This is a genomic window from Bacillota bacterium, from assembly GCA_013178415.1.
Classification (GTDB): domain Bacteria; phylum Bacillota; class SHA-98; order Ch115; family Ch115; genus Ch115.
The window spans coordinates 1-25792 of record JABLXA010000019.1 but is presented as its reverse complement, the minus strand read 5'-3'; the positions used below and the strand labels follow the sequence as shown (position 1 = coordinate 25792).

Annotated in this window: 21 protein-coding genes; 9 read left to right on the top strand and 12 right to left on the bottom strand. The window is 49.7% G+C overall.

Annotated elements, in window-relative coordinates:
• Positions 1-88: 88 nt before the first annotated feature.
• The 4 genes from HPY52_13705 to HPY52_13690 all read right to left on the bottom strand — a co-directional run bounded on the left by HPY52_13705 (position 89) and on the right by HPY52_13690 (position 3967).
• Complete coding sequence (locus HPY52_13705) at positions 89-1780, bottom strand: amidohydrolase (protein ID NPV81306.1); 1692 nt, start codon at positions 1778-1780, stop codon at positions 89-91.
• Positions 1777-2634, bottom strand: coding sequence for a DUF2207 domain-containing protein (locus HPY52_13700; protein NPV81305.1), 858 nt, complete (start codon positions 2632-2634; stop codon positions 1777-1779). The genes HPY52_13705 and HPY52_13700 overlap by 4 nt, the downstream gene beginning before the upstream one ends.
• Before the next feature lie 252 nt (positions 2635-2886).
• The gene (locus HPY52_13695) at positions 2887-3651 is read right to left on the bottom strand and encodes a 4Fe-4S binding protein (GenBank protein NPV81304.1); all 765 of its coding nucleotides are present in this window, start codon (positions 3649-3651) and stop codon (positions 2887-2889) included.
• 61 nt (positions 3652-3712) lie between these two features.
• A complete protein-coding gene (locus HPY52_13690) occupies positions 3713-3967 on the bottom strand; it encodes a hypothetical protein (protein ID NPV81303.1) in 255 nt (84 codons plus the stop codon).
• Between the two features lie 143 nt (positions 3968-4110).
• Between HPY52_13690 and HPY52_13685 the strand changes: the two genes are divergently transcribed.
• From HPY52_13685 to HPY52_13675, 3 genes are all read left to right on the top strand, one after another.
• Positions 4111-5808 carry a DUF4445 domain-containing protein gene (locus HPY52_13685; protein NPV81302.1) on the top strand — a complete coding sequence of 566 codons (1698 nt, stop codon included), beginning with the start codon at positions 4111-4113 and terminating at the stop codon, positions 5806-5808.
• A 67-nt stretch (positions 5809-5875) separates the two neighbouring features.
• Positions 5876-9604 (top strand): hypothetical protein, encoded by a 3729-nt coding sequence (locus tag HPY52_13680; protein ID NPV81301.1) that lies wholly within the window; start codon positions 5876-5878, stop codon positions 9602-9604.
• Positions 9601-13335 carry a UvrD-helicase domain-containing protein gene (locus HPY52_13675; GenBank protein ID NPV81300.1) on the top strand — a complete coding sequence of 1245 codons (3735 nt, stop codon included), beginning with the start codon at positions 9601-9603 and terminating at the stop codon, positions 13333-13335. Before HPY52_13680 ends, HPY52_13675 begins: the two co-directional genes overlap by 4 nt.
• A 69-nt stretch (positions 13336-13404) precedes the next feature.
• Here the strand turns inward: HPY52_13675 and HPY52_13670 are convergent, their stop codons facing one another.
• From HPY52_13670 to HPY52_13660, 3 genes are all read right to left on the bottom strand, one after another.
• Positions 13405-13689 (bottom strand): Smr/MutS family protein, encoded by a 285-nt coding sequence (locus HPY52_13670; protein ID NPV81299.1) that lies wholly within the window; start codon positions 13687-13689, stop codon positions 13405-13407.
• A 371-nt stretch (positions 13690-14060) separates the two neighbouring features.
• Positions 14061-14222: an addiction module toxin, HicA family gene (locus HPY52_13665; protein ID NPV81298.1), complete on the bottom strand. Its 162-nt coding sequence runs from the start codon at positions 14220-14222 to the stop codon at positions 14061-14063.
• Positions 14223-14834: 612 nt separating this feature from the next.
• Positions 14835-15206, bottom strand: a complete 372-nt coding sequence (locus HPY52_13660; GenBank protein ID NPV81297.1) for a hypothetical protein — start codon at positions 15204-15206, stop codon at positions 14835-14837.
• Between the two features lie 515 nt (positions 15207-15721).
• On the opposite strand from HPY52_13660, the gene HPY52_13655 reads away from it, so the two are divergent.
• Both HPY52_13655 and HPY52_13650 read left to right on the top strand, forming a co-directional pair.
• On the top strand, positions 15722-16630 hold the full coding sequence (locus HPY52_13655; GenBank protein ID NPV81296.1) for a glucose 1-dehydrogenase: 909 nt from the start codon (positions 15722-15724) through the stop codon (positions 16628-16630).
• Between the two features lie 246 nt (positions 16631-16876).
• Complete coding sequence (locus HPY52_13650; GenBank protein NPV81295.1) at positions 16877-18370, top strand: DUF362 domain-containing protein; 1494 nt, start codon at positions 16877-16879, stop codon at positions 18368-18370.
• A gap of 192 nt (positions 18371-18562) precedes the next feature.
• Here the strand turns inward: HPY52_13650 and HPY52_13645 are convergent, their stop codons facing one another.
• The 5 genes from HPY52_13645 to HPY52_13625 all read right to left on the bottom strand — a co-directional run bounded on the left by HPY52_13645 (position 18563) and on the right by HPY52_13625 (position 21815).
• The gene (locus HPY52_13645) at positions 18563-18880 is read right to left on the bottom strand and encodes a type II toxin-antitoxin system RelE/ParE family toxin (protein ID NPV81294.1); all 318 of its coding nucleotides are present in this window, start codon (positions 18878-18880) and stop codon (positions 18563-18565) included.
• Positions 18870-19133, bottom strand: coding sequence for a type II toxin-antitoxin system Phd/YefM family antitoxin (locus HPY52_13640; GenBank protein ID NPV81293.1), 264 nt, complete (start codon positions 19131-19133; stop codon positions 18870-18872). Before HPY52_13640 ends, HPY52_13645 begins: the two co-directional genes overlap by 11 nt.
• Before the next feature lie 33 nt (positions 19134-19166).
• Positions 19167-19733, bottom strand: coding sequence for a hypothetical protein (locus HPY52_13635; protein NPV81292.1), 567 nt, complete (start codon positions 19731-19733; stop codon positions 19167-19169).
• Positions 19734-19837: 104 nt separating this feature from the next.
• A complete protein-coding gene (locus HPY52_13630) occupies positions 19838-20827 on the bottom strand; it encodes a PHP domain-containing protein (protein ID NPV81291.1) in 990 nt (329 codons plus the stop codon).
• The gene (locus tag HPY52_13625; protein NPV81290.1) at positions 20784-21815 is read right to left on the bottom strand and encodes a methyltransferase; all 1032 of its coding nucleotides are present in this window, start codon (positions 21813-21815) and stop codon (positions 20784-20786) included. Before HPY52_13625 ends, HPY52_13630 begins: the two co-directional genes overlap by 44 nt.
• Positions 21816-22293: 478 nt before the next feature.
• On the opposite strand from HPY52_13625, the gene HPY52_13620 reads away from it, so the two are divergent.
• From HPY52_13620 to HPY52_13605, 4 genes are all read left to right on the top strand, one after another.
• A complete protein-coding gene (locus HPY52_13620; GenBank protein ID NPV81289.1) occupies positions 22294-23592 on the top strand; it encodes an extracellular solute-binding protein in 1299 nt (432 codons plus the stop codon).
• Positions 23593-23663: 71 nt separating this feature from the next.
• Entirely contained in the window at positions 23664-24551 is an 888-nt protein-coding gene (locus HPY52_13615) for a sugar ABC transporter permease (GenBank protein NPV81288.1), read from the top strand.
• 15 nt (positions 24552-24566) lie between these two features.
• Positions 24567-25460: a carbohydrate ABC transporter permease gene (locus HPY52_13610; GenBank protein NPV81287.1), complete on the top strand. Its 894-nt coding sequence runs from the start codon at positions 24567-24569 to the stop codon at positions 25458-25460.
• Between the two features lie 85 nt (positions 25461-25545).
• On the top strand, positions 25546-25722 hold the full coding sequence (locus tag HPY52_13605) for a GntR family transcriptional regulator (GenBank protein NPV81286.1): 177 nt from the start codon (positions 25546-25548) through the stop codon (positions 25720-25722).
• The last annotated feature ends 70 nt before the right edge of the window (positions 25723-25792 follow it).

The following is a 25792-nucleotide window of genomic DNA, read 5'->3' as shown; positions in this document are numbered from 1 at the left end:
GACTACCTCATATACACATAGCCATATCTTAGACCGTTTATTCTATATATGCATATTTATGTGCATATCCTAGATCTTGGATCTCAGGCTATTTCACATGCGCATATCCATAGAACCATTTGAATGAGCCATTCTCACCAATGTAGGCTATCTTCAAGCGCTGGCCGGGTTCTACCGGCTGGGACAGGTTGAATGAATATTCAGCCTCAGGCGCGGAGGGCACCACATATTCTGCCAACTTTTCGCCTGACATAGTGAATACTTGTATCTTGTCGCCGGCTGATTCCTTGAATGCTGTCTGCGCCGCGATGAACTTCGCCTGGCCCTGCGCCGTTATGGTGATTCCCGGTGGCTCGGGGTAGGCCACTTCTGGTATCATGGCCTTTCCTTCATACGGAGGCATTCCTTTCATTCTCTCCTGGAATTCGGCTTTCACCTTGCCCAGAGCCTCTTTGTTTGTCAGCAGTTCTATCCCCAAGACAGCGAGGCCCTTAGATGCCGCTATGGCTCCCTTGAAGCCATATACAGCCCCTGACTGTTTCGCCGACTCCGCCGAATGCCCGGCCGTTCCTGGAGTCCATGTCGCCACAGAAAGGGTGGCTGATGGAGTCTTCCATGTAACATCGCCAATTGGGTTGGAACCGAAGCTCTGTGATCCCTCTGGCTCTTTGAATTCAGATGTCGGGACGCCCTTGATCCCTAGCTTTTCCATCTGGGCTTTATCTTCGTCGGTGAACACAGGCGCTCCGACTTCCTTCATCGCATCTACTGTGAGGTAAGCCAGAGCCTTATTGGGTACCTTGTTATATATCCCCGAACTGAACCCGATCTCCAGCTCGGTCCCTGTAGCTAGGGCCGCGCCCTTTGCACAATCATCAATCCGCTGCCGTGCGTAAGCCACGTCAGGATATTTGGGCCCGCGTATGAAATAGCGGCTGGCAGCTGTTGCCGGGACGATATTGGGGGCCGCGCCGCCATCAGTGATCACGTAATGAATCCTCATCTCCTGGATCAAGTGCTCGCGCAGATAGTTCACAGCCACATTCATGATTTCAACTGCATCAAGAGCGCTGCGCCCTTTCTCAGGCGAGGCTGAGGCATGGGCAGCCTTTCCCTTGAATTTATACTCAACATGATCCATTGCCATGGTGCTGCCAAATTCTGAGGTATTCTCTGTTCCTGCATGGAATGAAATGAGAACATCCACATCATCGTAGTAGCCTTTTGCTGCCACCAATGGAGCGACATCCCATATTTCCTCGGCCGGGTTGATGAAAAGCTTGATGGTTCCCGGTATTCCGTGCTTTTCCATGGCTTCCTTGAGAGCGATGGCAGCAGTCACACCTGCAGCAGTGTTGAGGTTATGACCGCAGCCATGCCCGACCCCTGGCAGCGCATCTATGTCCTCATAGATGCCAAGGACCGGCTTGCCGCTTCCCCATGTAGCAAGTGAAGCTGTTGGAATGTCAGCTACTGACGGCTCAACATTGAATCCTGCCTTCTTCAGCACATCCATGACCTTAACGATGGACTTATATTCATTCAGTCCAACCTCTGCATAGTCCCACAGTGATTTGGCTATATCCACCGTAAGATTCTGATTCTCATCTATGTACTGGATAGCAGTCTTTTTCGCCAAACCTGCCACATCCTTCTCCTGTGCACCGACACTGATGGCTATGACACTAAATAAAAGACCCAGAATCAGAGCAAGAATAACCGGTTTCATGACTTTCATAGACATCGAGATCCCCATTCGATATTTGTTCAAATTGTTCATATCCGACAAACTCCTCTCCCAAAAATGAAAATATGGCATCGAAAACTCAGGTGCTGTTCCATTTCAACTGAAACTCGTGCCTCCTCCGCCGCCACCACCTCCTCCACCAGAACTGAATCCGCCGCCACCGCCAGAGGATGAAGATGAGGGACTGAGGGCGGCATAGGGAGGTCATTGACCCTCGAGGTCACCCTGGAACCATCCTGTATCTTCACAATGCCATGCAAAGGACCATGTCCCCAGGCGCGTATCTCGTCTTTATCAGCCCCCAGCGGCAGCTCCACAGTCACCGAGACGTGGGACACAGGTTCACTGGTCTCATCTCCGACGAATTTCCAATAAAGCTCGGCAACATCTTTGTAGGCTGTCACCGCGCCAGGAACGCGGTATTGTATCGTGAAAGTCCTTTCCCCCCCAGAGGTCTCAAAGAACCAGTCAAGTTCAACCTTATCCTTTTCCCTTTTCACAATATAAGTCCCGGGTCGTCCACTTGCGCTGTTGGCATCCTCTTCCCTATACTGATTCGTTCCTTCCGACATTTGGAAGCCCAAGAGCTCATAGCCCGGTTTTAGGGGGATCCATCTCTTTCCTTTCGTAAAAGCTCCCTTGAACAACACTGTATGGTCCTCTCGAATATCCATTGAACCATCAGGGAGAACCTTCGCGTGTATCTTGATCTCGGGAAAGGATACAGATCTTTCCTCGGCCTCGATGCATGAGATCACGAATTGCTGTGAGCACCCAGCGCTCAAAGCCACGATGGCGATAAAGGCAAGGAATACGACCGCATGGATGACCATTAGCAAACGCTTATGCCTTGTATATGACTTGGCGCTTTGGTTGCGGATTATCATTGAATTGCCTCCAGACCATCGTCTTTCGCCGGACACACTGGGTGCGGGTCTTTATGAGACTACATGAGACTACACGCATCCAGAGCACCGTCCGCATCGATCAAGATTTAGATCAACCAATTCTATGTTTCATAACTATTCCCTGCAGGCTAATTAAAATTCATTATCTGAAACATGATCCGAAATAACATGATCCGAAATCCGAAACATGATCCGAAATTGGGGAGCCCGCGGGTTTATTTATGGAAAAGGTCAAGGCCTTGCCAGAGCCTTGCAGACACCAACACATTCCCGGCACCGAATGCAGTTGAGACCATTTACTTCTCTGGGAACATCCAGATCCATCGGGCAGAGCTTGGTGCATAGGCCGCAGTTCGTGCAAAGGTCAGGCTTCAGTTTCACGAAATCTGGGGCCACCCTATTAAATGGCGAGTATATGGCCCCCAATGGGCAGAAGAATCTGCAGAAGGGCCTTTTGACGAAAAGCATCGCGGCCAATATTGATATGGTAATCCCTACTTTCATCCAGAAAAATGGGCCAATAAGGCTTCTTATCATTGAATTACCTATAGCCAAGGGGATACCTGCCTCAATGGTTCCCACAAAGCACAGCTTTGAAAACCATGGTTCCATGGTGGAGTAGGGGATAGCGAACACTAGAATAGCTAGAATGAAGAATCTCAAGAATGTGAATCGATTGGAAACATGGATCTTACGAACGGGAGCCTTGTACAGGAGTTCCTGTAACCCTCCCACTGGACATGCCCATCCGCATACCGCCCGGCCAAATATGCTTCCTATCGCTCCAAGGATTCCGATAGTGAAGAAGGGAATCCTGCGGATCGCCGCGAAATGCTGCAAAGTTCCAATGGGACATGCGAAATTCGCGGCGGGACAGGCATAGCAGTTGAGGGTCGGGCATGGAACATGTTTCAGGAACTTAAAGAAATAGGAATTTGCGAGAATAAGGCCGGAAAGCTGGCCGAGATTTCTAAAGGTCGAACGAATCCGTTTCATCTAGCTCCCCCTTTGGATCGTCCAATTCATCATGAGTAAACGGGCAAGCAAATGGCCGTTTTTATTGAATTCCTATGCATGATAGGCAGATGACGACTGCGTTCCTGAAAACCTGCCGCGGCTCATCCAGCGCTATGCCGGCACCGGCCAGAGCCAGCGAAACCAAAAGAATGAGCCAGAAAGTCGGACGTTGAGCTTTCAATGACTTCACCCCCATAGTGGAAGCCATGTCCCCGCAATGAAAGGCATATTGGTCACCGCGCTCCCGCGATAACTTCGAGACCAGGTCCACACCATCCCCTCCAATGACCGGCATCAAGCTAGTCGCGGCAAACCCGCCAACTTATCAGAATTGCTTAGGAATTTGTTAGATCATGGTGGGAATTGCTCTTTTACTTCTGAGTATACCATGATAAGATACTATAAACAAAGGATAGGGAGAAGGAGGAAGCGCTGTTCATGTCCTCTTCAAAGACTACCTGCCTCGTTAAATTTGTTGCATCTGATATGTCTACTATTCGCGAAATTGAGGTCCCCTGCGGAGTGACGCTTCTGGAAGCAGCAGTGAAAGCAGGAATCGACCTGCGCGCCACCTGCGGGGGGACCGGACGTTGCGGTAAATGCAAGGTCAAGCCCATGGGCGAAGTCAGTGGGCTGACCTCTATAGAAGGGAAGCATCTTTCTTCTAATGATCTGGCGTCTGGTATAAGACTTGCCTGCCAGACGAATACATTAGGAGATGTCGTAGTGATTCTTCCCGGAGAATCATCTTTTGCCGGGGCCAGGATTTTGACAGATACAATTCAGATCTCTGATTTTAGCATATCTCCAATCCCTCCCTCGGTAGCGCCCGGGAGAGTTCAGGGTGGCGCATCTTATGGGGTTGCTATTGATATCGGCACTACCACCCTTGTTGCTTATCTTATGGATCTTACGAGCGGAAAACAGCTGGCTGTGGCATCCCGAGTGAATCCCCAGTCCAAATTCGGGGCCGATGTCATATCGAGAATCGCCTATGCAGGCTCAAGCCCGGAGGCGACGGCGGAGCTAAGGTCAGCTGTGCTTGGCGGCGTCAATGCCATCATAAAGGAGGCAGCTGCCAAAGCGGGAGTTGAAACAGGGAAGATATCCTCAGCCGTTGTAGTAGGTAATACATGCATGCACCACCTTTTCCTTGGGATCGATCCATCTCCGCTCGGGGTGGCGCCATTTGAGCCTGTAGTCAAGTCAGGCCTTACGCTGACTCAGGAAGAATCAGGTCTGGAAATCGGCCATGATGGGACAGTGTTTCTATTGCCCAATATAGGCGGGTTTGTCGGGGCTGATACGGTAGCTGTGATACTCGCCTCAGGTCTTGATAGAAGAGAGGGCACAGCCATGGCCATCGACCTCGGAACCAACGGGGAGATGGTGCTGCGGTCAAAAGGCAAGCTCTTGGCATGTTCCACCGCCGCAGGTCCAGCCTTTGAAGGCTGGCGTATCAGCGTAGGCATGCCTGCCACGGCAGGGGCGATAGATCATGTATCGTTCGATCATGGTGTCGGAGACATCCACTTTTCGACAATCGGTGGTGCGAAGCCGCTAGGGATTTGTGGGTCGGGCATGGCTGACCTTGTAGCAGGATTTTTAACCCTCGGTATCATTACAGAAACGGGCCGGATGAGGACCCGGGAAGAGGTTATCGAGGTATTCGGCGAACTCCCCTTATTTAATAGGATACAAAACGGATCTTCTGAGGTGGAATTTGTAATATCGAAACCCCAGATCACCTTCAAACAGCGCGACGTTCGTGAACTCCAGCTTGCCTCTGCCGCTATTCATGCCGGTATAGAGACCCTTAAGAGGATGGCCGGAGTTGATGATTCTGATATTGAGGCTGTGTATCTGGCCGGGGGATTTGGCAACTATATCAGCAAGGAAAGCGCGCGTATCCTGGGGATTGTGCCGCAGGTCTCGCTGGATAAGATCATTCCCATTGGAAATGGCGCTGGCGCCGGGGCTATTATGGCGCTCCTGTCAAAAGAGGCGGCTGAACGCGCCCTCAGAATAGCCGAAGAGGTGGAGCATGTTGACCTTGGCGGTCAACCTGGATTTTCAGAGGCCTTCATGAATGCGATGGTTTACGCCTCCGCCAGGCAGGCGCCCATTCCGTCGTGATTCAGGAAGGAAATCCACCATTTTCATAGAAGTCGTTGTCACAGGCCCCTTTATCGGAGGGAAGATTGTGACGCGCGATATTCCGTGTTCCGGGAATTGCAATGGACCTATTCGGGGTTCGGGGCATCGGGATGGTCTTACTCGGGTTCCAGGAGATTGGAGCAGTCTTACCCAGGCTCCGGAGGATTGGCGTGGCCTTACTCCTATAGATATTGCCCTTGAGATGGCAAGACAAGGGCGATTTGGGGAGTTCATCCTGGTATTGCCTACATCCCATCTAGTGGAACGGATAGAGGAGATCATTTTGCTTGAATCTCCGTCCCGCGCGATCCCCAGGCTGAACATCTATACCTTTGACGGATTTGTGACCTCGATAATAAGAGCTGGGGTTGCGGCGGGCCTTGTTCCTGAGCCTGATAACCTGGATGACCTGGCCAGGCAATTCATCATCGAACATATTGTAAAGGAGCTTAAGGGAGCAGGAGATATCAAATACTTCGCGGGCGTGGCAGAGACTCCCGGTTTCATCGCTTCCCTGGGAGAACTAATCGGTGAACTCAAGCTAGCCGCGGTAAGTCCAGATGGCCTGAAAATGGCTTTTGAATGCTCCTCGGTCTCAGACGGTGATGGCCAGAGACGCTATGAGATCCAGCGCATCTACCATGAATACGAGGAATTCTTGAAGGCTCACCGACTCCTTGATAGAGAGGGGCGTCCTCTTCTGGCGCGCGATGTTCTGCGGGCTGGGGCCGGGAAGAATCACAGAGGATTATTTAATCAAGTGCGAATACTTCTCGCAGATGCGTTTTTCGACATTGTTCCTGCTCAAAGAGAGGTTTTCGAGGCTGCAAGGGTGCTAATAGGCCAATGCTTCATTGGAACTTCCAAGACGATCGAACCGCAATCCCTGGCGGTCAAGTCGCAATCCCCGGCGATTGAGCCACAATCTCCGACGGTTGAGTCTTATGCTCCGCGCGCAATTGTGCCGGAAGCCGAGGTCATCGAGGCCGGAGATATCAGAGACGTCGAAGGGGAGGGCGGACCTGAGGGGATAAAAATCATGGTGTCAGAGGCTAGGGACATTGAGAGCCGAGATATCGAAGGCGCGGCCAGACCTGAGGAAGTAAGAATAATCGAAGCTCCAGGCTCGCAGGCAGAGGCGCAGGAGATTGCGAAAAGGGTCAAGCAGCTTATCGTAAGGGGCGATTTTCAACCAGACGAAATCTGCGTCATTGTGCGGGAATTAGGGCCGAGGATCGATAGCTTTTATCGTGCTTTCGAAAGGGAGGGAGTCCCATTGGATCTCACATGGACGGAACCTCTCTCCCAAAACCCCATGATTGGCGCAATTATGCTATTATTAGAATGTATTCTCGATGAAAAAGACAAGGGCTTTAATCTACCCCGGCTCGTCGCGTGCGATTATCTTGTTTGCAATGACCTGCTGCAGCAATTGCCCCCGGATATATCGAATCACCCTTCTGTGATTCATGATGCTGAACTCCTTTTCCCGCAAAGAGGTTACCTTGGGACTCGGGATGAGTGGCTTGCTCGCCTGGATGATGTCATAGGCCGTCTCGAACAAATAGTGGCGGGCGATGGGGGGCGGCAGGAATCGTCAGAGCTGGATCTAGATGATGAGGAAGAAAAAGCTTTCAAAATGGATCCCAAGGTAAGGCTCGTGCGAACTCGCGCCCTCAGGCAATACCTGAGTGGATTCTTCAGCAGATGGGATGTGATCCCTCGCAGGTCCACAGCTCCTGGCTTCGCTGATGCCCTATCTCAGCTCCTTTCCTGTCTCGGTTTCGGGAAAAGATTCAGGCGGGGAGGAGGTCTACGAGACTGGGCCGCCTGGGCGGAGTTCCTCGAGATGCTAAATAAGATGACAGCGGGACTCGACCTTGCAGGGGAGATGACCCTTTCAGAGTTCATTTCAAAACTTGGTGTGGCTCTTCGGAGCGCAAGGTATACATGCAAGATCGGAAAACCAGGCGGGGTCTTGGTGACATCACCCACCCAGTCTCGTGGACTTTCCTTTCCTGTTGTATTCATCTCTGGACTTTCAGATGGGGAATTCCCCAAGCATATCTCCCAAGATTGGCTTCTAGGAGATAGGGCACGCCTTGCGCTACGAGATAAAGGGATATATCTTGCTACAAGTTCTGAGCTCATGTTACACGAAAAGACCCTTTTTGATGTCTCTAGCAATCTCGCCTTAAAGATCCTCTACCTGACCTATCCATATGCTGATGAAAAGGGCAGACCGATCTTTCCCTCACCTTTCATAGAGAGATTTACGCATGGCGAAGATCTCAGAGTTAAAGAGAAATGCAGGATTCCCTTTTCCAGAGTCATTCCGACGGATTACGGTAACATCACTAATTTGAGCGAACTAGGCGCTAGGTTGTTCTATGACCTGTGGCGGATGCCAGTTCAGCAGAGCGACATCTTTGAGCCTACGAGATTGCCAAACGAGAATTCGATACAACAGAGTCAGATGGCCATCAAGGGGGCAATGGCTGCGGCGCCAAGCCTGGGAGCCAAAGTCTTGGCTGGTGAGGAGGCGCTGCGAACCCAGCAGGGAGATCTCTATTCTGCATTGGCCATATACGTTTCAGCGGCGCCAGAGATCTGGCTGCATACTTTATCGTCTCTGAAAGTGGAAGAATCCAGATGGGGACCTGACTATGGACCATATGACGGCCTTATTTGCTCAGCCGACCTCAAGGCCGGGCTGGAAGAAAAATATAATCCTTCATTTATCTATAGCGCTGCTCTCCTGGGGGATTATGGGAGGTGTCCATTTGCCTATTTTTGTAGGCGAGAACTCAGACTGGCGCCTCTCGAGGAAATCATCGATGATTTGAGTCCCCTTGACCGCGGCAAGATTTGCCATGAGATCCTGAGAAGATTCTATTCGAGGCATGGCGGAGAGAGGCTCAGGCCTGAGGCTATCGAGGATTATCTCGCAGAGGCAGCCGGGGATGTGGAGAAGGTCTTTGAGGAATTCTCAAAGACAGCTATCGGTATCCCGCCGCATATCCTTGAGGTGAGAAAGAAGGATTTGCTTGTAAGGATCATCGCCCTCATAAGATTTGAAACATCACGGGATGAGCCCGCAAAGCCGCTTCCTAGCTACTTTGAATGGGCATTTGGGATGAAAACAAGGCCGGGCTTAGACAGTCGTTCCGTTTCAACGCCTTTGATACTCTTTCCGGGAGATCCACCATCATCGGGTGAGCAAGGTATAAGGATATGTGGCAAAATCGATCGCATAGATGTGGCCGAGGATCAGCTATCTATGATAATCGATTATAAATATTCCGGAGGTTCGGCGCTTGATTTGATTGAAAACGGAAAGGATTTGCAGTTGCCGTTATACATTCTCGCTGTTTCAGAATTCCTCAAGGAAGCAGAACCAGCCGCGGCAGCTTACTTGACTGTGAAGGGCGCGAAGTTCAGCGGAGGCCTATGGAGAAAGGAGTCTGCTGACAGAATGGGGGCCCAAAGAAGGAGAAGATTACTCGACGAGGAGGAGTGGAATTCCTTTCTTGCTGCCGTCCGGGGCTATGTATTTGATTATGTGAGCAGGATCAGGCAGGGTCTATTCCCGCCTCATCCATACAAATCTATCTGTCCTCTCATGGCCGGCCCAGTGGGAAGACAGAGTTTTGGACCTGGCTGCGATTTCGCCACCCTATGCAGATTCAGCCAGGAGAGAATGGCTCAAAAGTCTCCTATTGTAGGAGAGTATAGCGCAAAGGTAAGCTGTCCTTCAGCTGGTGATGGATCATGAATGAGGCCTGTGAAATCATACTTCATGGGTTGACGCCAAATCAGAGGGAAGCGGCCACTACCTTCGATCGGAGCGTCCTTGTGAGCGCAGGCGCAGGCTCAGGTAAGACCCGGGTGCTGGTGGCGCGATATCTTGCTATTCTTGCGCAGCGCCTTTCGAGTGTAGACGGTATAGTGGCGATCACATTCACCAGAAAAGCGGCCGGCGAGATGGTGGAACGTATCCGCTCATCAGTTGATGGACTTATTGAGATGCTTCGCGGGAGACCAGAAGAGTCCGATTTCTGGCAGCAGATCAAGAAGGATCTCATGCGGGCCCATATCGGAACCATACATAGTTTTTGTTCTAATCTCATCCGCGAGAATCCTGTAGAATGTCGCGTGGATCCGAGATTTGAGATGCTCGATGAGACGCAAGCAGCTATTTTACTTGATGAGGCCGCAAGGTCTTCTGTTCTTGCGCTTCTCGAAAGGGAAGGAGAGCAATACGCGGAGCTGGCGGGTGCTGCGGGCATTGACAGGCTCGCGGATCAGGCCGCCAGGTTATATAAGCAAATAAGGCAGGCCGGGAGAACGATTGAAAGCGTAAGGGAAGAGTCTCTTATCAGCCTGGACGATGATCTGAGGAGATTTGTCTGCAATGTGGGGCGATTTGTCGAGGATTTATCAGAACTCGCGCTGAAGGAAAATGACCCGGCCGTCGCGAAGGCCGGTCAAACTATCGAGAAGTTGAGAGAATTGAAATCCAGACTTCCTGATTGTCAGCAGGCCGCTCAATATTTCATGAATTCTTTTGATCATTACGAACCTGATGAGGTCAGGGAGAAAGGACAGGTATTGCTGGGGGTCGGTTCCCTACTTGGTGGCAAGGTGGCAAATGCAGTCAAGGAACAATTCAAGGATCTCAAAGAGTTCTCCACAAACATCCAGCTTGGTATAGCTGACGCTCTTGCGCGTCCATATTTTGAAAGCCTCTTTGAGCTCTTGGCAGAGATTGACCGGCGCTATTCAGAGGCAAAAATGGCCATTTCAGGACTTGATTATGCTGACCTTCAGGTTATCGCATATAACCTTCTATCAGATCATCCCCACATACTAGCTGAATATCGTGAACGATTCAAGTTCATTATGGTAGACGAATTTCAGGATGTAGATGGGCTGCAGCTGAGGATTTTATCCCTTCTGGTCGGGGATCCCCCAACGAGATCCCTCTTCGCCGTTGGGGACCCAAAACAGTCAATATACAGGTTCAGGGGGGCTGAGGTGTCTTTATTCAATATTGTAAGGGGGAAGATCGAGAGGAATGGAGGCAAGGTCGTTCTTCTTCAGGAGAATTTCCGCAGCCAGCCCGGTATCATATCTCTGGTGAATCAGGCATTCGGGAAGATCATGGGATCTGTCGAGACTGAAGATCCTTCCATGACCAGCGATTCTCTTACGACTGGGGAACCCTGGAAGATAAGATATGAAGAGCTATGCGCACGAAAACCAGCTCCTGACGGATCAGAGGATCTGGAACGTGTAAGATTCGTCAGGATTCCAGATGGTGGGCCCGAAGCAGAGGCTCAATTCATAGCCGAACAGATCGTTTCGATGGTTGAACACGGCAAGTGCCTGGCAACACGCGCTAAGGAGGTTTCTGGTTCGATCGTGGTTGAATCGCGGCCCGTAAGTTACGGTGATATTGCAATACTCTTCCGGGCTGCTACAAATATCAAAATCTATGAAAGAGCGCTCATGAAACATGGGATTCCATATTATGTTGTAGGTGGGACAGGCTTTTATGATAGGCCGGAGATCCAGGACATCTTATCGACCTTACGTGCCGTAGAAAATGAGTATGATGCCCTGTCGCTCGCTGCTGCATTGCGATCTCCGATTTTCGGCCTCTCGGATGAGACTCTCCTCCGTCTGGCCTGGAGCGCTAATGGGGATTCCCCATCCCCGCCACTGGCATATGCATTCTGGAGAGGGATCGACGCAGAGGGGGCGAATTTTGATCGGGCCCACGCAAGTATGCCAGATGAAGAAAAGGAGAAGTTGAACTGGGCTCGTATGATTATGCAGGAATTGAAACAGATGCGAGCCTGCCATAATGCCGGGGAGATGATCGAGACTCTTCTCATTCGTTCTGGTTTTGAGAATGTACTCGTCACCCGGCCGGACGGAGCGCAGGCAGTGTCCAATGTCCGAAAGATTCTTTCCATTGCCGGCGAGATCTCCCGGACCCGGTATTCTAGCATCGGAGGCTTCCTCGATAATATCTCCAGGCTCCAGGAGATCTCGGCTCGCGAGGAGGAGGCCACCCTGGAGGTCGAGGAAGGAGATACCGTAAAACTGCTGACCATTCATAAGGCGAAGGGCCTACAATTTCCAGTGGTAATCGTCCCGGACATTGCCCACCAGCGTAGACGAAATACTGATATATTCTCTTTTGACCTGGAAATGGGCGTCGGCATGAAAATCCCCAATACTGGCCATGTGTTAGATCCTGGGGATGATTGGATAGACACCAGCGCATATACGAGGATTCATTCTCTGGATGACCAGAAGGACCGCGAGGAATCTAAACGCATTTTATATGTGGCGACGACAAGGGCCGAAGACTGCCTTATCATGGTGGGTTCACTGAATGGCCAGGATCCTTCGGAAGCAAAGGGGGACACCTGGCTTTCGTGGCTGCAGGATGTGGTACCTCAAGACAAATTACAGATCGTGACAGTGCCTGAAGGCGGGAGCGCGACAGATTCTGCGGGCGAGGGCGGCATGGTTCCTCCATGGCCCCATGCGCCTTTGCAAAGGGCCGGATGGGCACAAAAGATGGCTGAATATGCGCTCGTGGCTCATAAAAACCTATCTTGCGAACCAGCAGCCACCCTCTTAAAGCAGGTAAATCCGCTCCCTCATCGGGGGCGGCGCATATCGAGGTTCTCGGTATCGGCCTTGATGGCCTATCATGAATGCCCCAGGAGGTTCTTCTTTCAATATAGGATGTCCCTTCCACAATCAGGTATGACTCTTGAAGAAACGGATGTAGTAGTTCCAATCATCTCGGATGATGATCAGCTGGCTTCTGGCGAAAGGCTCATTCTCCCTCCGATTGTCAGGGGAAATGTAATCCATAGGGTTTGTGAGAGATTGCGAAGGGCCGGAGAAGTTGAAGAAATCCTAGAATGGGCGTTGAAGGCCGAAGGGGTGCCGGAATCGCAGCTCCATCCGGCTAAAGAAAGTCTCATGGGCATAATCCAGCATTACCTTGAGAGCGACTTTTTCAAATATGTCGCAGACGGGGTGCCCGTGGACAATGAGATTCCTTTCGTCTTCCGGCTCTCAGATAATATCTTCCTCAGGGGCGCTGCTGATAGAGTGATCTATACTGGAGGGGCGCGAACAGATCCGGCAATCCTGGTCGATTTCAAGACAAATGTCGTTGATCAGTCCGGGATTTCAGAGGTACTGTCTGTATATGAACTCCAGAGCAGGGTGTATGCCATGGCGCTGCGAGCTGCAGGCATTCTTGTGGAAAAGGCCTTCATTTATTTTATGTTCCCAGACATAGTGCATGGGTGTGATATTTCACTCGATGCACTTGAGGCCGCAAAAACATATGCAATCAGGGTATGCAGCGAAATGGAAGCGGTTGAAGGCTTCAAAGGACTCAGAGGGAACTCGAGGTTGTGCAGTCAGTGTGGATATCAGGCTATTTGCAATGACCTATTCCCATCAGTATAAGAGAGGCCAATGTCGTACCGGCATCAACAACTGCAAACATATGCGCTGCATCAGGATAAGAGGCCAATGTCATACGAGTAGCCCAAAATCTCTCGCGCGGCCCGGTATTAACTCTATGATGCTAGCCCCTGCATTGTTTCGCTCCTGCTCTATCTGTAGGTCCGGCGCTTGCTGAGCAAACTCATATACCATCTCCGACAGGACCTCGCCACAACCATGGATTATGCGGGCGCGCCCCTTCTTGCGTCTTCGCAAGAGGGCCACCACCTGCTGGAGTTCGATCCACGCTTCATCCCTCGTCAAACCATGCAAATCACATTCTATATCAACTCGTCCTGATTTCTGTTTGGCCATGGAAATTCACCGCTATATTTGCTTCTCTGAGTTTATGGGATTTCCTCCGCCGGAGCAAGAATTTTGATTTTCAAGCAGGAATCTCGCAGCTGCACGAGATGCCAATGTGATCGTGGAGGGTCTCACAAGAGATATATTGGATTCTGCAGTCAACCTGAAACTGGATGATACTGATGTGATCCGCATGGAAGTGAATCGAGCCCTCGACTTCTATGTCCTTGGCACGCTAGATTAAGAAGATCAAAAGGGTTACCCCATTGTGAAGAGACTCTTCAAATACCATTGACTTTACCGCTAGTAAAACAAAGACCCCAGGTACCGTATGTACTCCCGGGCTCTAGGGTGTTGCTATCTTCCATCGGATATTTCCCCTATTTCAATATTCGTACAACGCAGCATACATCCCCTTCTGGTATCTGTTTCCTTAACACGACATGGCTCCCCCGTTGGCGTACCTGCACAAAGCCTAGCCCTTCCAAGGCACGAACGACCTCCGGACCTGATAGACGACATAGTCTAGGGGTGTGCTTCAATTCCAGATTATCATACTTATGAGCCTCACTCAATTCATGCTTCAGCCGTGGGGGCAAAGCTTCCTGATGGCCCAGAGGGTAAATTTATTGGTAACATATTTCTTCGCGTCGTGCCAGTAGCTTGGTGCGACAAGACTATCACAGGGGGTGATGAATATCGCGACACCCTTGATCGCAGACTGGCGAAATCATCGCCAGCTTCGCCATCATCTTGACTAGAATATCGTCAGCCTTGCCCCCAGCCTGATCGAAATATCGTCACCTTGACCCAATATATACCATAAACTGTATTATGATGGATAATCATCTCCTTGAATTTTCCAATTTGGATATGAGGTGGCGAGGATTCCGCCACCCGGGAGCGAAGACTGGCGGCATTTTCGCCACCTCTCGACGAAACCTGACGAGATTTCAGCTACCTGTAGGTAAGACCTACCCAGGATCTCCCAGAATCACCCCGACCTGACGACCATTTCACCACTTCTGAGGGGAGGCTGCCGAAATCCTCGCCATCTTCTTACAAAGCCTGCCTAAAAATACGTCACCCCTGATTTGAGGTGGCGAGGAATTAGCCACGCCTGCCCATCTTCTCCGGATATTATCTGTGCGCTCTCAGTCCGCCTTGCTTTTGGTCATCTTTCTGTCGCAAGTTGGATGACGATCTTCCCCGCTATTTTCGGGCTTTGTTTCGGCCAGAAGAGTTTTTTCGAGATCCATGATTTTTTCAGCAACTACGGACATATTCTCCGCTATCAGTTTCTCCACGGAATCAATGGTCAACTCTCCTTTCCTCCGTTGAGCCTCAGCCTGTTCAATGAATCCTCTCAAAATACCTTCTATATCCGCTCTGCATTGCGATATCTTAGTGTCATCGAGCATGGTCAGCTCTCCCTTTCTCCGTAGAGCTACGATCTGTTCAGTGAATTCCTTGAGGATATCTTCAATCCTTTTGGTATATTGCGATATAGTAGTATCGTCAAGCATAATCTAGAATTCAGTCCCCATTTGATCTTTCAAAGAAATACTATGTCATTTCCGCGACTTTTATCAAAGAGAGACTTTATCCTGGTAGGAAGATCATGCATCTTTTGCCTTCCTTGTCCTTTTCTGCTTAGACTTCATGTTCTTCCGGCCGTGCGCCAGTCAGGAGTCTAACGATGCGCTGTAAAATCCCACATAGGTTGAAAAAAGCATATGCAGGAAAAGGGCCAAGACAGTCAAAAGATATAAGGTAATCGAGAGATAGAAGTTGGAGGATCGTGCCATTTCATAGGTGCTGGAGACCTTATACATAGCGGCGCGAAAAGGTCCGAGTCGCAGAATCCCGCGGCTTCAGTCGTGGAGAGATTTAATGTATTAAGCTCATATGGCGCGAATGTCGGGTGCGCCGCGGCCAATCATCTAGATAGTCTCCCATCGCGCGTCCAAGGATGCTGTATACTATTTGATTGGAGATCTCCGATGATCTGCAGCTATTGTCGGTATAGGAGGGGACACGGTTGCGGTTGTCTGGAAAGGTAGCGATTGTAACAGGGAGTGGACAGGGGATAGGGGCTGAGATTGCTCGCACTTTCGCCAGGGAAGGGGCGAGCGTTACTTTGGCGGCCCGCACACTGGAGAAGATCAAAGACGTGGCGGAGGAGATTCGCCAGGCTGGCGGCCAAGCCCTGGCGATCCAAACCGATATCCGTGAGGTAGACCAAGTTGAGCGCATGGTTGTCTCCACTGTTGAGACCTTTGGACGCCTGGACATCCTTGTCAACAATGCAGGGATCCCGGCATTTGTTCATCAGGTCGATGGTCCGCTTGAAAGGGCGCTTTCTGATTTTGATGATGTTATGAACACAAACGTCAGGGGCGGGTGGCTTGCTATCCACTTTGCAGTGCCGTATATGAAGGCCGTGGGCGGCGGATCCATCATCCAGATAGGTTCGGTCCACGGGAAAGCCGGGGCATCGATGTGGTCAGCCTATGCCGCCTCCAAGGGCGCGCTAGACGCAATGACGCGTGCTTTGGCAATTGAGCTGGCCCCCTATAAAATCCGCGTCAATAGCTGTAACCCAGGGGCTATTGATGTTAGTAAAGGCAGGCTGAAGCAGGCCCTATTGGATCTCGGAGAAATAGAGAAGGCTAAACAAATCGAAGCTTTGGAACGGGAATACAGGGAGCTTAATCAGCCACTACACATAGTCGGGGAACCGAGAGATGTTGCCTGGGCGTGTGTTTACCTTGCAAGTGACGAATCTCGATATGTTACGGGCGTCTCTCTCATGGTTGACGGGGGTCTAACAGCACTTTTGGGTGAGCCGAGTCGCCTCGAACGTCGGAGTTTTGAGGTGTTGGAGGAATATAGGAAGGCCGTGCGCGCCGCGGTCGAGTATCTGCGTCAGAAAAACATTGATTTCTGACCACGTTCATATGGAGGCGATATTTTGCAGAACAAAGGCCAAGCCCTATATGCATAAACATTCATCGAGGAAGAGCCATGGAAAAAGTGAGCGATAGGTTTGAAGATCACTCGGTTTGAGCTGCTAATGGGTAAGTCTCGCTGATTGGTCATAGATCACCGGCTGATCGACGGGGGCGCGGCGGCAGTGTTCGTCCGCCGCGTCTCTGTCCGGACTGTGGGGATGTAGCGAAAGGATGGTCGATCCATGCTCAAGACGACAAGGACGCTTTTCTCTGAAGTGGTGATAGCCCGGACAGATGGTGAGTTGGAAAGTACCCTCCGGTCTTGCATAGACATGGTTGGCGGACTTGCACGCTATATCAAAAAGACTGATACAGTCTTCATAAAGCCCAATCTTACTGCAGGAGCCCCTGCAGAATCTGGCGGGACGACGGGTGTAGGGATCGTCGAAGCTGTCGTCAAGCTGGTTAAGGAGGTAGGTCCGGCGAGGATAATCGTGGGGGAAGGGGCCGGAAATGAGATACGGACGGCTGAGGCGTTCCAAAGGTTAGGCTATTTCGATATGGCGAGACGTGCTAATGTAGAACTAGTGGATTGTGACAACGTGGAATATGTTGATGTTCATCTTAAAGACGCGCTTTACAGGGAAACTGTGCATTTGCCCAGGATATTCCTTGAAAGCGATGTTTTCATAAATGTGCCTGCCCTTAAGACCCATGTAGCATGCGGGATTACTGTTGCTCTCAAGAATACTTTTGGACTGATACCTGATACTGACAAAACTGAAGTTCACAGGGATGGAGCATTGGAAGAATGCCTTGTTGACATCAATCGAATCAAGCCGGCTGACCTGGTAATCGTCGATGGGAGGACTGGGGCAGAAGGGGTGGCAGGTGGCACTGATTTTGATCATCCGATTCATGCCAATATCATAATAGTCGGAAATGACCCTGTGGCGGTGGATACTGTCTGCACACGTGTCATGAAACAGAATCCGAGAATTCGATATTTGCGCTGGGCAGCGCAAAGGGGGATAGGGACGGATGCTCTCGACTATATCTTGATCAGGGGGCTGAATATAAGAGATGCAGAATGTCCGTTCATGACTCCTGCGCAGCAGCTAATGAAAGATTCCGGCGGCAAGTTGAGACTCTTCGACCTCGAGTCTTGCTCAGGATGCAGGTCAATCGCTGAAGGGGGAGTGTATAGGTTCGCCCGTCCTAATGTCCTGCTGGAATCAGTGGATATTGTATATGGGCCTGGCCCCTGGGATATGCCGGATACCGTGAATCCCCGTACAGTGCTTCTGGGTGATTGTATCAGAGAAGAGTACCGGTCGAAGGGAATCTGGATTGGGGGTTGTCCGCCTTCTGGCCGCAGATATTACGAGATTCTTGACTCCTTCGATGTGGTATGCAGGAAATGTATTGACTTGGCCAATAGAGTGATCAACTCTGTTAGGGACGATCTCTCAAGCATAAGAGTGCTGGCAGGGGGAAGAGAGATATTGAGAGGGAGCAAGAACCTGGCTCGAATGGATGATTACCTGCTTGCGGTTGGAGATTGCCAGCAAGGTTATTGTAGACACCACTCTCACAGGGTGCGCAAAATGACAGAGAAAAATCCAGAAGATCTTATCGAGTTTGTCAGCGGATGCCCGCCGACCATTGATGAGATAATAGCTGGTCTTAATGCCCTTTCTCGTCGGGCCATTCAATTAGATAAGCAAACCGTCTAGCGGGAGTTTCCTAGTTATGTCTATAGACGGGAAACTCTTGTTACGGAGCTCAATCAATGGTTACAGCATCGGATGCGAGCGTGCCTTTGGGGGGCAGTGGAAGAGGGTCCGCATGTCCGGTGGTATGAGGGGACGGGGGCCAGACACCCCCTCCTGCTCGATCGATGGCCCTTTTATTTGATTTTGTGCCCGTTACAGTATACCTTCATACTTCTGCGCGCCATAGAGCACACGCATAATAACAATCTGTTTTTCTACCTCGTCAATCAGGTGAAAGACAATATAGTTTTTGACAATCAGCTTGCGGTAGCCACGGCTACTTAGAATATCATCCGTGACAGGGCTGCCTGAATAAGGAAACTCCTTGAGCCGCAGGATGGAGGCCTCAATATCATCCATCAGGCCATTGGCGGCTTCTGGGGCAACCAGATGTTCTGAAATATATCGGTATATCCCCTTCAAATCATCCTCGGCGATTGGTGTAAATCTCAGCTGATAACTATTTTGCATATTTTTCCCTCAAACGCTTGAACACCTGCTCTCCCGCCAACAGGGGAACTCCGTCTGCGATCTGCTTTTCAGCTTCGCCCAGTTTTTTATAAACATCTACAAGCGCGAACTGCCTTTCATAGGTTTCCATGCTCATAATCACTAGATCACCATATCCGTTTTTGGTGATGAATATAGGTTCCGATTGGTTGTGGCAGATCTTTGAAATTTTGCTTGTATTCCTTAACTCGGCGATGGGTCTTATCTGTGGCATACGCTCAACTCCCTTGCTATAATCACAACATAATTATAGCATAATTATGGTGCTACCATGCCATGTTCGGCAAGATTGAAATGGCTTGGAGAACTCAATGTATATGTAGTGGCGGACTCCTGAACTCTCTAGATATCCAGTGAGCGATGTGGCATCTAGTATTTCCAATTCAGAGCTGTCCTTCATATTCAATACTATATGTGATTGGGCATTCCCTGGATAGGTAAATCGGTAATATATGGCATGAGCGGTCACTGTGCAGTCCGCTATTATGTCGTAGTCTTCCAGGAGAACCGAATAATGATATGGCGAAACGATCTCCAGGTCATGATCGAACGTGGAAGCATATTTGGCGGGTTCTATCTCGGTTGCGCCATTGGTTGCCATTATGGCCGCCGCAGCTGAGGATCTTCCCCCCACATTGGCAACTGGGAAACCGTAGATCTTATCGGCCAAGTATCTATCCATAATGCCGGGTGTTGTGATGGGTGCAACTTGAGCCATGCCATGCGGAAGCATGACTGTCGGGGATGTAGCGGTGAGCAGGTGGCCTATGGTGCCGATGTTGGGATTGACGTAATCTACAGGGTCTTTATACATCAACATCGCCTCCAGGCAGTTACCGGATTTGCCGAAATTTGTTACGAACTACCCCTGGAACCAGAGAGACTCTTGCTTTGTAATCGAGGGAATATCCTCAGGTTTTATGAAACGGGAGCAAGGAAGATCGGGTTCGTCCAGGCGGTCTTTCCATGACCATCTACGCATTCGGCACGGACATAGAGTTCGCTACCCTTAAGCCTGTATCTTGCGGTCGTTATAGATTCTCCAGGAGCGGCGTGGAAGCTTTCCCCTCTTGAAGGCCCGGTCATAAAATGGATCGATTTAACCGGAGAGCTCCGCACGAATGCCTCGCCGTCATCAATCCCAAAACCCTCTATAATGGGTCCGCTTGAGGAGTAAAATCGCCCCTCGACCAGCGCTTCAGCGATTGCAGACCGAGTGAGCGACGGCGCCTTGACCATTACCCAACCCCCACATTCGTCCTGGATGCGGTGATGAGCATCGTCGACTGCAACGCCCCAGATCCTCTTCCCTCGCTTCAGCAACGAATCCCAGTATAGGGTGGAAAGGCCGGTATGGCATTCGAGTTCGCACCCATGGTTGTAGATTTCGATCGCAAAGTAGCCCTCCAGGTCCTTGAGATCCTCGAACTCGGTCAGGGACCAGACAGGGTGGCAGAGGATCACATGATTATTCCTTGATTTGAGCTCGTCGATCAAAGCCTGGACACTACCTATTCCCTGCCAGACTGCAGGTTCCCATCTATCCCCGTGCCTTAATTCCCTTACAAGTCGGGCATGCTGCCCCGGCTTACCTCCCTGGATCCCCAGAATGTGATAGCATATCGGACGGCCTTCTTTACTTGCGTCAACATTTAATTCTACGCCCGGGATTATGAGAAAATCCTCATCGCCCAGCTTGTTCCAGTCCGCAAAAACACGGTGATCCGTGAAGGCGAGAAAATTCCACCCATTGCCACGATAAAGGGAAACCACATCTTCCGGGGCCAGCTTCCCATCGGACACGGTTGAATGACAATGAAGGTTACCTTTGTACCAGTTTCCTTTGACCTCGAAGGGCGATATGTTATTCATTGCCAGCAGCATGCTCCTTTCTTTTGAGCCATTCATCGAACACAGCGCGGATATTCTCCTTTGGATCCTTGACCCCCCATTCGCACTGGGCTATCACGCCCCCATGCCCTGTATCAAGCGCCCTCCGGACGCGCCTTACCGCTTGCCTAACCTCATCCGTGCTTCCGAAGGGAAGGATCTTCTGTCTATCTATTTCGCCCCAGAAGGTGATTTTGCCTCCATACTTTCGTCCAAGTTCCTCTATATTCATACAGAAAAGCTGGGAATTCAGCGCGCTTATTCCTATCTCGATGAGATCCGGGTAAATTACTTCGATATTGCCATCAGAATGGAAGAATACGAACTTGCCTGCTGAATGCAGGATATCGCAGTAATCCTTGTAAAGTGGTTTGAAGAAACTGCGCCAGAGTTCTGGCGAGATGAGAAGCGCCTTTTGTGCCCCCCAGTCATCCATGAACGCAACTGCGTCCACATCTGTCTTAGCCCACATTTCCATTTCCCTTATGAAGAACTCATGCAGCATATCCCGCAACCTATATACCTCTTTTGTGCCATATGCCAGGTCAAGAAAGAGGTTCTCAGTCCCCCGGAGGAACTGCATCCTCTCGAAAGGCCTCGTTTCAGTCCCCACTTTTACAAACCGGTCAGTCTCGGCGCAACTCCGATTCACTTCCGATAAGTCGGCTTCTTCAAGAAGCTCCCATGGAGGCGTATAAGAATCGAGGGCCGACCAATCAGCCAGTGGTGGGGCCTTCACCTCACCTATAACTCCCGGCTCTGCTACCGTCCATACAGATCCCCAGGCGTCTACATATTCGCCAATCACATTGGGGATGCCGCGCGCACGCCTTGATTTACCATACCTATAGCGGGGGGATGCGAAGTCTGGAGGGAACTCCTGGAGCACTTCATCAAGCTCATTCTTCCTAAACATTTCAACTCCGGGCAAGTACCAGAGGTCGCGGGGGGCTCGATCGACGCTTTCAAACCTCAGTGTTTTGATGACTCGATCTCGTGGATTCATTCGTGTATACCCCATTTTCTCGCCGATTTACCTGCACCTCTATTATCTAGCACCGGAATGGAGGTATCAAGGTATGTTTTGCTTGTTTTCTCCGGATCAAGCCTTTTCCGCATAGGAAGCCATATATTGCCGGCCTGGATCAGAGAATATTCGGTCTTGTCCTGATCGGCCTTGAATATTAGGTTTCGAAGAATTTTAAACGAAGAATCAGAATTTCGGAAGGAATATTCCATATAGTATAGAAGTATATACAGCTAGAGGAGTATACACTATTGATTTCTCGCCTGGGTTTTGCCAATTCCACTCATGGAGCAGGAGGAGCCGCCTACAGAGGGCGCCTCGCGCTAATCACGCCTTAATGAGGGGGTGATAAGGCAGAGCCAAGATCTTCCTTCGATAGGTATCAGCCTGCGTTGTTGTCCCATCTTATTCTATTTATTTATGAATTCGTAAAATTCCATAGGGGAGGTAGAATTAAGTGAAGAGGATTTTTATTGCGGTGCTGATATTTGGGGTTCTCATTGGGCTCAGTTTGACTTCTGCTGCATTTGCCGCTCCTAAGACTATTGTTAAAATAAATGCCATGGGCTGGGTACAGGCGGAATGGCCGCTCAAGGAATTAGCGGCGCAATATGAGAAGATCCGACCCGATGTCAAGATTGTATTTGAAGATGTTGGCATGGATTTGAAAAAATATAAGCAGCTCGTAAGTGAAAAGAAAATGGAGTGGAACCTGCTCCTTGGAGGGTGGCCTGCCACAGATACGGCCCCAGGGTTCATTGGTGGGATGTATCAGTATATGGATGAATATATAAAGAATTCCAAGGAGAAAGATGCCGCTCTGATTGAGAAGGACATGCTGCCATCAGTCCTGGGAGAAACCAAATTTAGGGATAAATACTTTGCTAGTATGCCAATAACTATTGATATAGACGCCCTTCTTTATAGAAAAGACATCCTTAAAAAGGTTGGATATGACAAGCCTCCAGTGACCAACTGGGAGGATGTAAATGCTCTTGCCAAGAAGATTGTAAATGCCTTCAAGGCACAAAAAATTTATGGAATCTCTACAACCATAATTCCCTTCCATAGAGGACCTGCTGCAATTCAACAGACCTTTACGAAGAAGCCATTCCTTCCCAACGGGCTAGTAGATGTCACCGGCGAAGGAATGATCAAGACCTGCCTTTTGCTCAAGCAATGGATAGAACAAGGGCTATCTATGCCCACGAGTATGTGGTACCCTTACGCCGGGGACGCCTTTGCAGAACCCTACTTGAAAGGCCAATATGGAATGTTTGTATACCAGCATTCGGCGGGAATCTGGGCATACCAGACTATAGGCAAGGAGAACTCGGGACTCACCAGGCTTCCAAAGGATGTCGGGGGCGGTACCGTGTTCTGGAGCACCCCAGCCTATCTATACAAGGACGCACCTCATCCTCAAGAAGCTGTAGACTTTCTGATTTGGGCGTTTGGGCCTACAAACGATTTTACGTGGAAGAAAATATTTGAGAGTGGGAAATTACCTCCGTATAGAACTCCATATAATCGTCTAGCTGCCGGAAGTAAAGATTTGGATTGGGCCTTGGACATGGCAGATGTTTTGGAAGAGGCTACTCCGATTATAAATACAACCAATTTCTGGGCACAGATAGAGATCATAAGGCCATGGACGGAGAAATATCTCTCTGGTAAGATCAAGGATCCTATGGAAGCAATGAAGGGCGCCAAGAAGGAGCTAGATGAACAGCTTTCCAAACTGATATTCAAATGATAGAGTATCCGATATGGGGAGATTAGAAGGCGGGAAGCCGGAAGGCTTCCCGCCTTTAGGAGGAATTGGAGATGCAGATACCTGTCAAGCATCAAACTAGAGAATGGAGTGGCCTCGTGTATGTGTTACCTGCGTTGATTTTCATTTTCATCTTCAATTTTTGGCCTATCATTTGGGGTATAGTGTTGGGATTTATGGATTTTAGAGGCGTCACGCTTACTGGAAAATGGGTAGGGTTGGCGAATTTTAGGGAATTGATCAGCGATGATAGGGTGGCGCAAGGGCTTGTTATATCAGCAAAATATGTTTTATATACTTATCCAGTTACTCAAATATTGGCTTTGGCTACAGGCTGGCTGATTGCTGAATTAAAATCCCCTAAGGCCGCACGAATTTATAGGGTACTCTTATATCTTCCGGTAATTATACCGCTCTCCGCTGGAATGACTATGTTTAAAGCCCTATACGAGCAAAACGGATATCTAAATGCTTTCTTGGGGAAGTTTGGGATTGAACCTATACCATGGCTTACTAGTCCCGAGGTTGCTATGTTTGCATTGGCCATAGCCGTCATTTGGAGAAATTTTGGGGCAAGTATGTTTTATTATCTAATAGGATTTTATAATATCTCACGTGAGGTTAAAGAGTCAGCACTGATTGACGGAGCAGATACCTTGAGACGGTTCTGGTATGTGGATCTTCCATCGATAAAGAACATGTTGTTTCTGATTTTCGTCCAATCTGCCGGTGTGTTGGCTGGTGGACTGGCAGAAGTTACAGCTTTGACAGGTGGTGGTCCCGCAAGGGCCACATCAATACTCCCTTATTACGCCACAGAGGTTTCGATATGGGGTGAACAGCGTCTAGGGTATGCGGCAGCTATTAACCTTACGTTATCTTTATTTACCTTGGCGATAGCCACTATCGTAATGAGAACGATGAAGCTAGATAGAGATTGAGAGGGGGCATCAGGTATGAACGCAACCGATGCATCTTTCGTGGTGAAAAGAAGATCTATGTTGGGGTTTCAAACAAGGCAACAGCTGATCATGAATCTCGTCTTAGCGGTGACCGCTATAGTTGTTGTCTTTCCTATCTTTTGGACAATTTCTAGCTCTTTTAAAACCATACAAGAGATCTACTCGCTAGTTCCCAGGTTGCTGCCAAAGAGACTCGACTTCTCCAACTACAGGTTTCTTTTCGAGACTTCTGTCATAGATTACAAGCAGGCCATTTTGAATAGCTTGGTAGTAAGTGCACTTGCGGTTATATTGGTTGTGACATGCGCAACCCTCGCGGGATACGGTTTTTCCAGAGTGGATTTCCGCCATAGAGACAGAATCTTCAATATGATCGTACTCCTTCAATTCGTGCCACTTACGGCCGGAATTATCGCCCAGTGGCATATCATGAGTTTGCTAAGGCTAAAAGATACCCTTTGGGGTCTGGCTTTGCTACTCACGGCGATGGCCTTACCTGCGAATATATTCTTGATGCGACAGGTCTTCCTAGGGATTCCTCGTGACCTTGAAGACGCCGCCAGGATCGATGGCGCGTCTACTTCTCAGATGCTCTGGTACGTAATGCTCCCGCTAGCTGGCGGCGGGATCATCTTGACTGCTGTAAATTCATTCCTATTTGTCTGGGGAGACTTCATTTACGCCCGTACTATGATTTCTATTCCTAGCAAATATACACTGCCCGTAATAATAACCACCAGTATTCCATCTACCCCTGCAACCCTTCGGGTTGCTACCTATGGCGTCTATAATGCCGCTGCCATGATAACCGCTTTGCCGGCTATCATTTTCTTCATATTGATACAGAACAGGTTCTATGAAGGCGCACGAGAGGGACTGAAGGGCTAACCGACCACCGCTAATACGGCAGAATACAGGCATTCTTACGCATAATGGTCGCTTTACGCATTTGCGCAACAGGAGAGATCGAATCGTGAAACTCATTGAGAGATATTCGCTAGTTCCTATCTACCATCAAGTTAAAGAGTTTATAAGGTCCAAAATCGAATCAGGCGAGTGGTTGCCGGGCTACAAGATCCCTTCCGAAGAACAACTAGCCCAACTTCCGCAACCCAGGCCTATTTTTCGATCATTTTGGGGTGTCGAGTAAGGCAAAAGCCCAGCTAGACACATTGTCCATCTGCATAAGCTCAAAATAGTGACGACAAGTGATACGATTT